The sequence below is a fragment of the Sphingomonas sp. jy18 genome, from assembly GCF_056931895.1.
This window is the reverse complement of sequence record NZ_JBXPBT010000005.1, coordinates 121,912-134,010: the sequence shown is the minus strand read 5'-3', so window position 1 is coordinate 134,010 and position 12,099 is coordinate 121,912. Positions and strand designations below refer to the sequence as shown.

10 protein-coding genes are annotated in these 12,099 nt (G+C 66.1%); 4 read left to right on the top strand and 6 right to left on the bottom strand.

Annotation, left to right across the window (positions count from 1 at the left end; all coding sequences use genetic code 11):
* Window positions 1-38: 38 nt before the first annotated feature.
* Complete coding sequence (locus AC0QC4_RS13435) at window positions 39-2,894, bottom strand: TonB-dependent receptor (RefSeq protein ID WP_483660423.1); 2,856 nt, start codon at window positions 2,892-2,894, stop codon at window positions 39-41.
* Between the two features lie 200 nt (window positions 2,895-3,094).
* Between AC0QC4_RS13435 and AC0QC4_RS13430 the strand changes: the two genes are divergently transcribed.
* From AC0QC4_RS13430 to AC0QC4_RS13420, 3 genes are all read left to right on the top strand, one after another.
* On the top strand, window positions 3,095-4,462 hold the full coding sequence (locus tag AC0QC4_RS13430) for a pectate lyase family protein (RefSeq protein WP_483660422.1): 1,368 nt from the start codon (window positions 3,095-3,097) through the stop codon (window positions 4,460-4,462).
* Window positions 4,463-4,563: 101 nt separating this feature from the next.
* A complete protein-coding gene (locus AC0QC4_RS13425) occupies window positions 4,564-4,911 on the top strand; it encodes a cupin domain-containing protein (protein ID WP_483660465.1) in 348 nt (115 codons plus the stop codon).
* A 106-nt stretch (window positions 4,912-5,017) separates the two neighbouring features.
* Window positions 5,018-5,197, top strand: coding sequence for a hypothetical protein (locus AC0QC4_RS13420; RefSeq protein WP_483660421.1), 180 nt, complete (start codon window positions 5,018-5,020; stop codon window positions 5,195-5,197).
* A 4-nt stretch (window positions 5,198-5,201) separates the two neighbouring features.
* Here the strand turns inward: AC0QC4_RS13420 and AC0QC4_RS13415 are convergent, their stop codons facing one another.
* From AC0QC4_RS13415 to AC0QC4_RS13395, 5 genes are all read right to left on the bottom strand, one after another.
* A complete protein-coding gene (locus AC0QC4_RS13415; protein WP_483660420.1) occupies window positions 5,202-6,731 on the bottom strand; it encodes a carboxylesterase/lipase family protein in 1,530 nt (509 codons plus the stop codon).
* Window positions 6,718-7,662: a sugar kinase gene (locus tag AC0QC4_RS13410; protein WP_483660464.1), complete on the bottom strand. Its 945-nt coding sequence runs from the start codon at window positions 7,660-7,662 to the stop codon at window positions 6,718-6,720. Before AC0QC4_RS13410 ends, AC0QC4_RS13415 begins: the two co-directional genes overlap by 14 nt.
* Before the next feature lie 68 nt (window positions 7,663-7,730).
* Window positions 7,731-8,486 carry a 2-dehydro-3-deoxy-D-gluconate 5-dehydrogenase KduD gene (gene kduD / locus AC0QC4_RS13405; RefSeq protein WP_483660419.1) on the bottom strand — a complete coding sequence of 252 codons (756 nt, stop codon included), beginning with the start codon at window positions 8,484-8,486 and terminating at the stop codon, window positions 7,731-7,733.
* Between the two features lie 116 nt (window positions 8,487-8,602).
* Entirely contained in the window at window positions 8,603-9,235 is a 633-nt protein-coding gene (locus tag AC0QC4_RS13400; protein ID WP_483660418.1) for an RpiB/LacA/LacB family sugar-phosphate isomerase, read from the bottom strand.
* 206 nt (window positions 9,236-9,441) lie between these two features.
* Window positions 9,442-10,461 (bottom strand): LacI family DNA-binding transcriptional regulator, encoded by a 1,020-nt coding sequence (locus AC0QC4_RS13395; protein WP_483660417.1) that lies wholly within the window; start codon window positions 10,459-10,461, stop codon window positions 9,442-9,444.
* 66 nt (window positions 10,462-10,527) lie between these two features.
* Between AC0QC4_RS13395 and AC0QC4_RS13390 the strand changes: the two genes are divergently transcribed.
* The gene (locus tag AC0QC4_RS13390) at window positions 10,528-12,003 is read left to right on the top strand and encodes a UxaA family hydrolase (protein ID WP_483660416.1); all 1,476 of its coding nucleotides are present in this window, start codon (window positions 10,528-10,530) and stop codon (window positions 12,001-12,003) included.
* Window positions 12,004-12,099: the final 96 nt, after the last annotated feature.

Genomic DNA, 12,099 nt, shown 5'->3' with positions numbered 1-12,099 from the left:
CTTCGCTGTGCTCGCAATGACGAGTGACTAGATCGAGATCACAGTTTCAGCCGCACCCCGAACAGGACCGTCCGGCCGAAATGGTTGTTCTCGTAATTGCGGTCCGCGTCGAAATCGGTGAACCGATAGCGATACTCGTCGGTCAGGTTGATGCCTTCCACCGACAGCTCGATATTCTCGGTCACTGCATAGCGCACCGATGCGTCGACATTGACGGTCGAGCCATAGCCTTCGAAGACATTGCCGGTGCCCGAGTTGGCATCGATGTAGCGGCTGCGATAGCTCACCGACGCGCGCGCCGAGAAGCCGCCGTCCTCATAATAGATGGTGCCGTTGTAGGCCCGCTTCGACAGGCCGAACAGCGTCGCCGTGCGGGTCGCCGCGACCAGCGCGCCGCCCGGGGTCACTGCCGGGCCGGACACCGTATAGTCTGCATCGGAATCGACGAAGGTCGCGTTGGCGATGATGCCGAAGTTGGAGAGGAAGCCCGGCAGGAAGCGCAGCGGCGCCTGCACCGAGACCTCGACACCCTCGAGCTGCGCACCCTGGCCGTTGACGATGGTGTTGATCGTCCACAGCTGCCCTTCGGGATTGATCGCGGCGGGCGAGCTTGGCGGGATCACCGACAGCGGCAGGCCGGTCGAGGCATAGGTGCCGCTGATCGTCTGCGAGACCGGGAAGCTCGCCACGTCCTTGCGGAACAGGGCGACCGAGAAGATCGACTGCGGCGCGAAATACCATTCGAACGCGAGGTCATAGGCGGTCGCGCGGAACGGCTGGAGGAACGGGTTGCCGAAGCTGACGCGGTAGTTGAACCCGTCGACCGAGCCGCCCGGTGTCAGATTGCCCAGCGTCGGGCGCGTCAGCACGTCCGATACGGCAAGGCGGACGATCATGTCGTCGGAGGCGAAGATGGCGAGGTTGGCCGAGGGCAGCCAATCCTCATAGGCACGCTCCACCGTCACCGCCGTCCCGTTGTTGAGGCCGGTCGAGCTCTGTTCGGTGCGGACGTAGCGCACGCCCGCGTTCATCGCGAATTCGACGCCGGCCAGTTCGGAGCGCCAGTCGGCCTGGAAATAGCCGCCCTTGACCGTTTCGGTCACCGCGCGGGTGTTGCCGGCATCGACTGCGGGCGTGCGACTGTACAGGCGGGTAAAGCCGGTCGCCGCGTCGAGATTGGGGACGATATAGCGGGTGGTCGTGCCATCCGGCTGCCCGGCCCGCCCAAGATTGACCAGTTGCGCCAGATCCGGGGTCACTTGGAAGCCATAGACTGCGGTCGGGCCGAACAGGCTGGTGGGTGAGCAGGTCAGCGTGCCCAGCACCCGGTCCGCCCCGCCATTGCCGCAGACGATCGTGTCACGTGTGAACCCTGCCGTATCGAACGAGAAACGGCGGTAGACCGCGCCCGCCTTGAGCGTCAGATCTTCCATCACATCCCATTCGCCGCGCAACTGCACCGTGCGGAACTTGTTGACCGTGCTCGACGGACGGTCGCGGATTTCCGCGAGCTGGAAATTGGCGGGATCGGTGACGCTGGTGCCAAAGGTCAGCCGCGGGCTGCCCATGTCGCGATAGTCGTACTGATAGCCCTGTGCGTCGCGGTCATCGAAGACGATGGTCGTCTCGACCGGGATGCTGGCATCGGACTTGGAAAGCCCGCCCAGCAGGGTGAAGCGGAAACTGTCCCCGATGTCCTGATCCCAGCTGCCGCCGATCTGGTAGAATTCGGTGGCGCTTTCGCGGCGGTAGTTTTCCGTACGCACCCACGCGTCGTTGAAGGTGCCGGCGATCAGATTATTGTTGCTGTCATACACCGGGCTCAGCACGTCGATCGAGCGCTCGTTGGAGCGGAACAGCACCTCCGCCCAAAGCTCCTGCCGCACTTCCTCGAACTTCGAATAGAGCCCGTTGATCTCGAGGCGGGTCGACTCGCTCGGTTCGAACTGGATCGTGCCAGTCAGGCCAAGGCGCGAGCGATCCTGCTCGATGCGACCGTAGCGCGGGATGCGCGGATGGAAGGCCAGCGCTGCCTGGTTGCAGGCCGGGCTCGCGACATAGGTTCCGCCGCTGTTCTGGGTGGTGAAGCAGCGCGTGCCATCGACGCTGTCGAAGCGCGCCTGCGCCCAGCGCACCGTGTTGTTACCAAGCTGCAGCGTCTCATTGTTCGAATGGGCGACCGAGAAGCTTACGCCCAGCGTGCCTTCCTCATTGCGCCAGCTGACCAGCGCGGCGATGCGCGGGCCGACCGTGTCGCTGAGATCGTTATAGCTCGCCTGCGCGGAGAAGGCGCCGGTGAAGCCGGCACGCCCGGCCAGCGGGTTGCCGGTGTTGAGATCGACCACCGCGCCCAGCGAGCCTTCGTCGAGCGACGCTTCAGCGGTCTTGTGGACGACGATCGAGTTGAACAGTTCGGAAGCGAACACGTTGAAGTCGAAGGCGCGATCGCGGTTGGCCGACGCGCCGTCGGTCGATGTCGCCACCGTTTCCAGCCCGTTGACGCGAACGCGCGTGAACTGCGCCCCAAGCCCGCGCACGGTGATGGCACGGCCTTCGCCGCCGTCACGCTGGATCGAGATGCCCGGGATGCGCTGCAGCGATTCGGCCAGATTCTGGTCGGGGAATTTGGCGATATCCTCGGCGACGATGGCATCGACGGCGGTGATCGAGTCGCGCTTGACGTTGAGCGCGGCCTGCAGCGACTGACGGAAACCGGTAACAATGATGTCGCCGGCATCATCGATCACCGCCTCGTCGCCGGTGGCCGTACCCGATGGGGCTGCGGCGGCATCCTGCGCTTGCGCAACACTCGCGAGGCCCATGGCGCAGGATAGCGCCAGGCTCGCGCGAATGGCGGCAAATGCTGCGTTGCGGCGGAAAATCACTGTCGACATCGTTCCCAACCCTCCCTTGGACGCAGGGAGAGTCACGTCATCGCCGGCGCCATCCAGGGCCACCGGCCAATGCGTCGCTCTCTCCCGCCCGCGCCCTGTTTATAGCGTCTGGCGCTCGGTTCCATTGTTTTAGGTAACCGGTGTCATTGCTTATTGCAGCGGGGGTGCACATCTGTCAAGCAGGCAATCGGGAGAGCAGAATGACCAGCATCGTCCACCGCCTGACACGCGCGATATGCGCGATGATTGGGACCGTCAGCCTCGGCCTGACCAGCGTCCCCGCCACCGCCACGCCCTTGCCCGAACCGCTGCAGGTGACCCAAGGCGGTGCCGGCGGACGCATCATCCGTGTCACCAGCCTCGACGCCAGCGGCCCCGGCACGCTGCGCGAAGCACTCGATGCCACCGGGCCGCGCATCATCGTTTTCGAAATCGGCGGAGTGATCGATCTCGGCCGCACCAGCCCTGAAATCCGCTCGGGCGAGGTCACCATCGCCGGGGAAACCGCCCCCGGCCCGGGCATCACCCTCATCCGCGGCGGCGTAGACATCCGCGCCAACGATGTGATCCTCAGCCACGTGCGCATCTACACCGGCGCCGACGGCCAGCCGCGTCGCAGCGGCTGGGAGGCCGACGCGCTGTCCACGGTCGCCGCGCACAATGTCATCGTCCGCAATTGCAGCTTCCTGTGGGGCATCGACGAAAACATGTCCGCCTCCGGTCCGCGCTTTACCGGCACCACGGTCGAGCAATGGCGCGAAGGCACCAGCCGCAACATCGTCTTTGCCAACAACCTCGCTGCGGAAGGCCTGGCCAACGCCAGCCACCCCAAGGGCGAGCACAGCAAGGGCAGCCTGGTCCACGACAATGCCACCGGCATCATCTTCTATCGCAATGTCTGGGCCCACAATGTCGAGCGGCATCCGCTGATCAAGGGCGGCGCGCAGGTGCTGATGGTCAACAATCTGATCTACAATCCGCAGCACCGCGCGGTGCATTACAATCTGATGTCGCTCGAATGGGTCGGCCAGCCCTATGTTACCGGCGAGCTGACCGCAGTCGGCAATGTCATGCGCGGCGGCAATGATACCGATGCCGGCCTGCCCTTCCTGATGATCGGCGGCGATGGCGATCTTGCCTTCTACGGGCGGGACAATCGCGCGGTCGACCGCCATGGCGTGCCCTTGCCGATGACCGGCCGCTATGGCGAGACCCGCGCACGCATCATCCCCAGCCGCCGGCCGCTGATGCCGCTGGCGGGGATTCCATTGCTGGCCACTGACGATGTCGAAACCGCCGTCCTCGCCGATGCCGGTGCCCGCCCCTGGGCACGCAGTGCGGACGATATCCGCGTGCTGTTCTTTGTCGCCGAAGGGCGCGGCGAGGTCATCGACGATGAACGAGAGGTCAGCGCCTATCCGGTGGTGGTGCCGGTGCGCGCACCCTTCGTCGAGGCCGACTGGGACATGGCGACACTCACCCCCCGCTCGGGCCTTTATCCCGCCCAGACGGCACCGCGCCCGCAGGAAGTGCTGAGCCCGCGCGACCGCAGCGCGCGGGGGCAATAGACCGCCGGAGAACAGCATAGATGCCGGCCACTATCCTCCTGCTCGCGCTCGCTGCGCAGACTGAACCGGCGGCAGCGCCGGTACCAGCGCCTCTGCCGCCGATGGTTGTGATCGACGAGGATGATACCGTCCGCCGTGAACCGCCACCGCATGGCGCCATCGGCATGTCCACCGCTTGGCGCATCAGCGATGCGGTTCCGCCATCGCGCAGCATGGAGTTCCGCAAACGGTCGCTCGACGTCGGTGCCGCGATCGGCATCCACCCGATCGCGCATGACGAGGTCTATTATGTTCTGTCCGGGCGAGGCGAGGTGACATCGGACGGTGCGACGGCACAGCTCGAACCCGGCATGGCCGCCTATCTTTGGACCGGCGCGCAGGTCGGTATCCGCCAAGTCGGTGAGGAGCCCCTTGTCCTGATCGTCAGCTATCCCGTCGAACGACGCTGATTTCGATCAATGCCTGCGGCGCTGCCGTAGCGGAACATCACCACAAGCCAGCGGTTGACCCGGTATGCGCGCCCTACCCGGCGCATCAGCCAGAAGGTCCCCACCCATGTCCACCGAAACCCTCAATGGCTCGCTGATGTTCTTCACCCTGATCGCCGTGCTGCTGATCGCGGTGGTTCTGCTGCTCCGCTTTCTGCGCAAGCCGGAAAACCGTCACCCGATGCGCGGGCAGGAAGAACGCACCGTCGATCAGATGCGCGACGAGGCGGGCGAACGCCGCTTCTGAACCGTCAACTTCCCGGCTGGATATAGGGGATGCGGCCGAACAGTTCGCGCTCCCACGCACGCGGATCGGAAACGACCCGCGACTGGGTGTCGAACAGCATTGTCGCCCGTTCGGGCAGGTCATAAGCTGGCCAGCCCGGATCGCCGGTGCGCGCGAATCGGACGAAGGCATCCATCAGCCGCTCGCTCATCACCCGGCGTGCCGGCGTCCATTCGGCCACCGTGCCGAACGCCAGCGCGATATCGTCGGTATGTTTGGCGTCCTCGAAATCGAGTTGATAGACGAAAGCCGGGACGCCCGCGCGGGCCCGCTCTTCGGCCTCGATTACCTGCCCCCGCCAGCTGCGTGCGGCGGTGACGATGCGGTGGAACAGGGTCAAGGCATCGGCCTCGGGATAGCGCTCCCGGAATTGCGCGACCACCCATTCGGGGTGCGCGTCGATCCGCATTTCCGGGGCAATGCGTTGGCTCAGATTAGCCATCGTCAGCCCTCCCAGCACCCGCCCATCGGCAGGGTAGACGGCGCGCGTTTCCGACACGGTGTTGCCCAGCATCATCGGAATGTTCCGCGATTGCGGGTGTGCATCAGGCCAGAACGGGTGCCGCTCGATATGCCGCATGTCGAGCACCGGCCCCATGTAAACGCCCCCGCCCAGCACCGGATCGGTCGCCGACAGTGCGGCGATCAGTTGCTCGACCGGAGCCGTCACAGGGTCGACGCCCTGCCCTAGCGCAGCGAGAAACGCCTCCGCCCGCCGCGTCGCGTTGAGCGGACCTGAGACGGTCACCTGCTGCCCGCTCATGGTGATCGCCTTGTGGAACAGGCCGCGTGCCGCCGGCATTGCCATCAGCGTCGCAATCTTCGCGCCACCGCCCGATTGACCGAAGACGGTGACATTTCCCGGATCGCCCCCGAACGCCGCGATGTTCCGCTGCACCCATTGCAGCGCAAGGACGAGGTCGAGCTGCCCGGCATTGCCGCTGTCGGGAAAGCGCGGATCGAGCCGGGCGAGGTAGAGATAGCCCAGCGCGTTGAGCCGATGGTTGACGGTGACGACTACGACATCGCCGCGCTGGGCGAGCGCTGCGCCATCGTTGACCGGATCGGTGACGCTACCGGTCGAATAGGCCCCGCCGTGGAAATAGACCATGACCGGGCGTGGGCTGGATGATGGCTCAAGCGGCGTCCAGATGTTGAGGAACAGACAATCCTCGGATTGCGGCTGGTATCGGTCGCCGGGCTGCGGGCAGGCCGGGCCGAAGCGCGGGGCCTGCTCGGCCATCGGTTCGGACGATTGTACCGGCTGCGGCGCCTGGAAACGGGCGGCGCGGCCGTAGCGTATGCCGGTGAAGCGCAATGCCCGCACTGTCACGCGATCGGCGGGATCATAGGCAAACCCGCCCACATACCGACCGGATGGGGCAAGCACCTCGGGCGAACGGATGGTCGTGGCTGCCGCTATCGAAGGCAAGCTAGCCATGCCGAGGCCGCCGGCAAGTACCGCGCGCCGGCTCCAACCATCACCGCCGGACATCGCGTCCGCCGCCAAGGAACGCCTCGACATCGGCCGGCGAGAAGATCGGCATATCCCCCGGCAGGCTGTGCTTGAGCGCCGCCAGCGCCTGACCCGTCTCGGCCATCGCCCGCACATCGCCGCCGCGCAGCCACTGGTCGAGCACGCCTGCCGCAAAGGCGTCACCAGTGCCGATGCGGTCGACGATGCCGGTCACGTCCACCTCCTCGGTCTGGTGCTCCGCGGTGCGCAGATCGACGCGCGCGGCAATGCGGTGGTGATCGGCATCGACGACATGGCGCGCAGTCGATGCGATCAGTTCCAGCGAGGGGAAGGCGTCGAACGCCGCCTCGGCTGCCTCACGCCGCCGGTCCGGGCCGTCGCCTGAGAAGGCGCGCCCCAGCAGCAGCGCGATGTCGCGATGATTGCCGAACAGGATGCTCGCCATCCCGACCAGTTCGCCCAGTACCCCGCGCGGATCGCTGTCCCATGCTTCCCACAGTTGCGCGCGATAATTGCCGTCGAACGACACCGGCACCCCTGCCGTACGTGCTGCTTGTGCCGCTGCCAGCGCAGCTTTGGCGCTCTGCGGCCCCAGCGCAGGCGTTATCCCGGAAAGGTGGAGCAAAGCCGCCCCATCCAGCGCCCGCGCAAAATCGAAATCCCCGGCTGTCGCCAGCGCAAAGCTAGAACCCGCCCTGTCGTAGGTGATCGCCGACGCACGCAGCCCCTGCCCCTGTTCGAGGAAATAGAGCCCCATTCGCCCGGACGCGACGCCGACGCGCGCGGTATCGATGCCGCGCGCCCTGAGTTCGCCTGTCGCCAGCCGCCCCAGCGGCGAGTCCGGCACCAGGCTCAGCATCGCGGTCGGGTGGCCCAGCGCCGCGAGCCCGGCAAGAACATTCGCCTCCGCGCCGCCGACCGCAAGATCGAGGCTCTGCGCCTGCACCATCAGCCGCCGTCCGGGCGGAGAAAGCCGCACCAGCAGCTCGCCGAAGCCGACGATGGGGGGCGCGTTGCTCACCGCGCCAGCCACCCGCCATCGACGGCGAGGATATGCCCCTGCACATAATCCGACGCGCGGGAGGCAAGGAATACCGCTGCACCGCCCAGATCGGCCGGGTCGCCCCAGCGTCCTGCCGGGATGCGCTCCATGATCTGCCGGTTCCGACTCTCGTCCGCCTGCAGCGCCGCGGTATTGTTGGTGGCGATATAGCCCGGTGCGATGGCGTTGACCTGCACGCCCTTGGCCGCCCACTCGTTGGCCAGCAGCTTGGTCAGCCCGCCGACGCCCGATTTCGACGCGGTATAGCTCGGCACGCGGATGCCGCCTTGGAAGGTCAGCATCGAAGCGATGTTGACGATCTTGCCCGAGCCGCGCGCCAGCATGTGCCGGCCTGCCGCCTGACAGAGGAAGAATACGCTCTTGAGGTTGGTATCGATCACCGCGTCCCAATCTTCCTCGGTGAAATCCACGGCATCGGCACGGCGGATGATCCCGGCATTGTTGACAAGGATATCGATGCGGCCGAACCTGTCCAGCACCGCATCGACCAGCGGCTGGATGGCGGCGGTGGTGGAGAGATCGGCGGCGAAATTCTCGGCGCTGCGCCCCAGCGCGCGCGCCTGCTCCACCGTCTCGCGCGCCGGCGAGCGGCCGGCGGCGGCTATGTCGGCGCCGGCCTCGGCCAGCGCCAGCGCAATGCCCTGGCCGATGCCGGTGTTGGCACCCGTCACCAACGCGACCTTCCCGGTCAGATCGAATAGGCTGGTCATATGCTCACCCCTCCATCGTCATTGCGAGCGAAGCGCGGCAATCCAGGGTTGTGCAGCGCCGTACTGAATTGCCGCGCTTCGCTCGCTATGACGGGTGTTGTTTCGCCGCGTTGCGCTCAAAGCGCCTTGAGATACGCCTTGATCGCCTCATCCTGCGCATTGGCATAGAAATACTCGTCGAACCGCTCCCCGGCGATCGCGGCCTTGAGCAGGTCCTGGTCGACCGTCTTGAGCACGGTCAGCATGTCATGACATGACGCCGCCTTGAGGCTGGCGAGGATGCCCCGGTTCCTGCGCATGATCTCGGCGCGTTCCTTGGGGTAGCCAAGCCCGCGCTCGCCGTCGAACAGCTTGCGGTAGACGTCCTGCAGGTTGAGCTCCGCCGCCCAGCCGAAGCCTTTGGCATAGGGCATGGAGATGGCATTGCCGTCATTGATCTGGCCGAACAGGAAGGCATCAGTCGGGTCGATGATCAGGCCGCAGAACACGCCGGGCATGGCGTTGCATGCCAGCATCGATCCCATGCCGGTGCCGCATCCGGTCACCACGAAATCCGCGGCGCCCGAATTGAGCAATATCCCGGTCAGCAGGCCGTTCATCACATAGGTGAGAGAGGCCGCATCCTCGGCAGAATACATGCCATAGTTGAACACCTGATGCCCCAGCGGCTCGGCCACGGTGGTCAGCGCTTCATGGATGATGCCGTTCTTGGCCGCCTGGCTATTCTCTGTGATCAGCGCGATCTTCATTGCGTCTCTCTCGTCCCGCATCGATTGAGTGAGCGGCTACCTGCCACCGTCTACGTCTTTGGTAACCGGTGTCAAAGCCAAGATCAAGGCATCATGGCCTCAGCTTGGCCCCGAGAGCGTGATGACGTCGCAGGGCGTTTCCCGTTACTGCCAAACGCCCTTCGACAAAGTCAGGGCTACGGGATCATGCAGGTGCTGTGGCCCGGTCACCCGTCGAACGGCGGCGCAACCGAGGCGCGGCGGATCAGGTTGGACAGGAACAGCGACGGCTCCTGCGCGGCCTGCTCGGGTTCGATCAGCTTGAGCGCTGCCGCGCGGGCCATCGACACGATCGGCCAGCGCACCGTGGTCAGCGGCGGCCAGATATGCGCGGCAATGGCGGTATCATCGAAACCGACGATGGAAAGCTGGTCGGGAACGCGCAGTTCGCGCTGCCGTGCCGCGTGCAGCACACCGGCCGCCATCTCGTCATTGGAAGCGAAGATCGCCGTCGGCCGCTGGCTGGCATCGAGCAGCCGGTCGGCAGCCGCCCGCCCCGAATCAAAGGTGTAATTGCCATCCGCCAGCATCGCGCGCGGAATGGTGATGCCGGCTTCGGCCAGTGCCGCCTCGAACCCTTTCTGCCGTTCCTCTGCAGAGCGGAAGCCGGGGGGGCCGGCAATGAACCCGATGCGCCGGTGCCCCTGGGCGATCAGGTGGCGCACCGCATCGGCCACGGCGTCACGATCGTTGGAGGCGACCATATGCGCCTCGTCATCGAGCACGGCCGAGCCCATCCGCACATAGGCGCAGCCGATCTCCCGGCACATGGCGGCCAGCGCGTCATTCTCGGAAATCGGCGGCAACAGCATCACGCCCGCCAGCCGCTGCTGCTCCAGAAAAGCGCGGATATCCTCGATCATCGTCGGTGAGCGCCGGTCGACCGGGCGGACCACCAGCGCATAGGCACTTTCGCGGATCGCCTCCAATATGCCTTCCTGCACCCCCAGCACCATCTGGGCATTGGGGTTGTCGTGGATCAGGCCGATCAGGAAATTGCGCCGCAACGCCAGCGCCCGCGCCTGCGGGTTGGGGACGTAGCCGAGGTCGGAAATCACCGCCTCGACCTTGCGGCGCGTCTCCTCGTTGAGCAGTGCGGACCGATTGATCACCCGGCTGACCGTCTTTTTCGACACGCCGGAAAGCCGCGCGACATCGTTGATCGTCGGCTGGCCCTTGCTCTTCACGCCGTCATCCTCTCTTCCCCGTGTGCCTTGCCGCAGCCCGGGTAATGCGCTTATGACACCGGTTTCATGAGCAACAGCGTGTTTCGCATTCACCCCGACGACAGTGTCGCCATCGCTCTAGCAGATATCGCCGCCGGGGAAAGAATCGCCGTCGCTGGCACCGCCCTGCCCGTGGTTCAGGCGGTGCAGCGCGGCCACAAGATTGCGCTGCGCGCGCACGCCGCCGGGGAACGGGTGATCAAGTTCGGCCAGCCGATCGGCGCGGCCACCCGGCCGATTGCCGCCGGCGAGCATGTCCACCGCCACAATCTCGCAACCCTGCTCGACAGCGATGGCACGTCGGGGATGGAACAGCAGGCGGCAGCGGCTGGCACCGCGCTGTCGCAGACATGGATGGGTTATGATCGGGGCGGGCGTGCCGGGACGCGCAACGAGATCTGGATTCTCCCGACCGTGGGCTGCGTCGCCCGCACTGCACAGCGCATTGCCGCTGCCAGCGCGACGCGCCATGCCGGGCGGGTCGACGGCATCCACGCCTTCGTGCACCCGCATGGCTGTTCGCAACTGGGCGACGATCTGGGCGGCACCCGCGCCATCCTTGCCGCGCTCGCTGCGCATCCCAATGCTGGCGGCGTCCTCTTGGTCGGGCTGGGGTGCGAATCGAACCAGCTGGCGGAACTGGTGGCGGCTATCCCGCCGGGCGGGCCGCCCGTGCGCACGCTTGCCGCACAGGCGCTGGACGACGAGCTTGCCAGCGGCATTGCGCTGGTCGACGAGCTGGTCGCCATCGCCGCCGAGGCAAAACGCACCGCCCTGCCATTGTCGCGGCTGGTGGTCGGCCTCAAATGCGGCGGCTCGGACGGCCTGTCAGGGCTTACCGCCAATCCCCTGCTGGGCCGCTTTGCCGAGCGGCTGTGCGCCTCGGGCGGCAGCGCTATCCTGACCGAGATCCCGGAGATTTTCGGCGCAGAACATCTGCTGCTGGCGCGCGCCGGCGCCGATGTCCGCCGCGCTGGGCTCGATCTGGTGGCGGCGTTCAAGGACTATTTCCGCCGCAACGGGGAACCGGTTTCGGAAAACCCTTCACCCGGCAACATCGCCGGCGGGATCACCACGCTCGAGGAGAAATCGCTGGGTGCGGTGCAGAAGGCGGGGCGGGCGCGGGTGGTCGACGTCATCGGCTATGGACAGCCGCTGCGCACAGCGGGCGGGGTGACGCTGCTCGAAGCGCCGGGCAATGACGCCGTCTCGTCGACCGCGCTGGCGGCGGCGGGGGCGGGGCTGATCCTGTTCACCACGGGGCGGGGAACGCCGCTGGGGTTCCCGGTTCCGACGATGAAAGTCGCCTCGAACAGCGCGCTGGCGCAGCACAAGCGGGGGTGGATCGATTTCGATGCGGGGGCGGCGCTGGATGGGGATCTGGCGGCGCTGGATGCGGCATTCACCGAACGCATCATCGCGCATGTCTCGGGTGAAGAGACCGCAGCCGAGCGCAACGATGAGCGGGAAATTGCCATCTGGAAGCGGGGCGTGACGCTGTGACAGGTGAGGCATCTTGCCAATGACACCGGTTTCCTATAGCTGCCATCCCCAGCCGGAGATAACCGGCGTGTCAGAAGCGATGCGGTAGGGGAGACG

Coding starts and splice junctions, on each gene's coding strand:
- AC0QC4_RS13420 (WP_483660421.1), top strand. CDS start 5,018: ATGTCCACCGAAACCCTCAATGGCTCGCTGATGTTCTTCACCCTGATC.
- AC0QC4_RS13390 (WP_483660416.1), top strand. CDS start 10,528: ATGAGCAACAGCGTGTTTCGCATTCACCCCGACGACAGTGTCGCCATC.
- AC0QC4_RS13435 (WP_483660423.1), bottom strand. CDS start 2,894: ATGTCGACAGTGATTTTCCGCCGCAACGCAGCATTTGCCGCCATTCGC.
- AC0QC4_RS13400 (WP_483660418.1), bottom strand. CDS start 9,235: ATGAAGATCGCGCTGATCACAGAGAATAGCCAGGCGGCCAAGAACGGC.
- kduD (WP_483660419.1), bottom strand. CDS start 8,486: ATGACCAGCCTATTCGATCTGACCGGGAAGGTCGCGTTGGTGACGGGT.
- AC0QC4_RS13430 (WP_483660422.1), top strand. CDS start 3,095: ATGACCAGCATCGTCCACCGCCTGACACGCGCGATATGCGCGATGATT.
- AC0QC4_RS13415 (WP_483660420.1), bottom strand. CDS start 6,731: ATGTCCGGCGGTGATGGTTGGAGCCGGCGCGCGGTACTTGCCGGCGGC.
- AC0QC4_RS13410 (WP_483660464.1), bottom strand. CDS start 7,662: ATGGTGCAGGCGCAGAGCCTCGATCTTGCGGTCGGCGGCGCGGAGGCG.
- AC0QC4_RS13425 (WP_483660465.1), top strand. CDS start 4,564: ATGGTTGTGATCGACGAGGATGATACCGTCCGCCGTGAACCGCCACCG.